This window comes from Pseudomonas sp. P4_C3 (assembly GCF_056402075.1).
Genome location: NZ_JBFUIC010000781.1, coordinates 1 through 626 on the forward strand (window position 1 = coordinate 1; position 626 = coordinate 626).

The following is a 626-nucleotide window of genomic DNA, read 5'->3' on the forward strand; positions in this document are numbered from 1 at the left end:
GCAAAGCCCTGAGCGACACCGGGGTCAAACTCTCTTCCTTACTACCGATGTACCACTGGGCTGCCGCCGACGAAGGTTTGCGCGTGGCYGCGGTGCGCAACTGGAAGCGCGCGATTCAGATTACCGTGGAGATGGACTGCGAACTGGTCAACACTGAGTTCACCGGCCAGTCGGACAACCCGCTGGTGTGCGAGAACCAGTTCATGCGCTCCATGGATGAGCTGATTCCTGAGTTCGAACGCGAGGGCATCAAGCTCGATATCCAGGCTCACCCGTATGATTTCTGCGAGCGCAATAACGAGTCGGTGGACATCATTCGCGGTCTGGACCGTGACTGGATCAACTACCTCTACGCTGCGCCGCACACGTTTTTCTATGACGACGGCAAGGGCGACATCGCCTCGATGCTCAAGTACGCCGGGTCGAAACTCAGCCACCTGATTATCGCCGACACCTACAACCACAAGGCTTCCTCGGGCTTGCGCTACATCGTCAACCCGCCGGGCGTCACCGCCACCGTGCACCAGCATCTGGACATTGGCCAGGGTGAGGTCGATTGGGAAGCGTTTTTCGGCACTTTGCGCGAGATCAAGTTCGATGGCATTGCCACCGTCTCGGTGTTCGCC

General features: G+C 58.7%; 1 protein-coding gene. It reads left to right on the plus strand.

The features are described from left to right. A partial coding sequence (locus tag AC1DVH_RS32410; protein WP_477757212.1) for a sugar phosphate isomerase/epimerase family protein occupies window positions 1-626 on the plus strand: 626 nt, incomplete at both ends.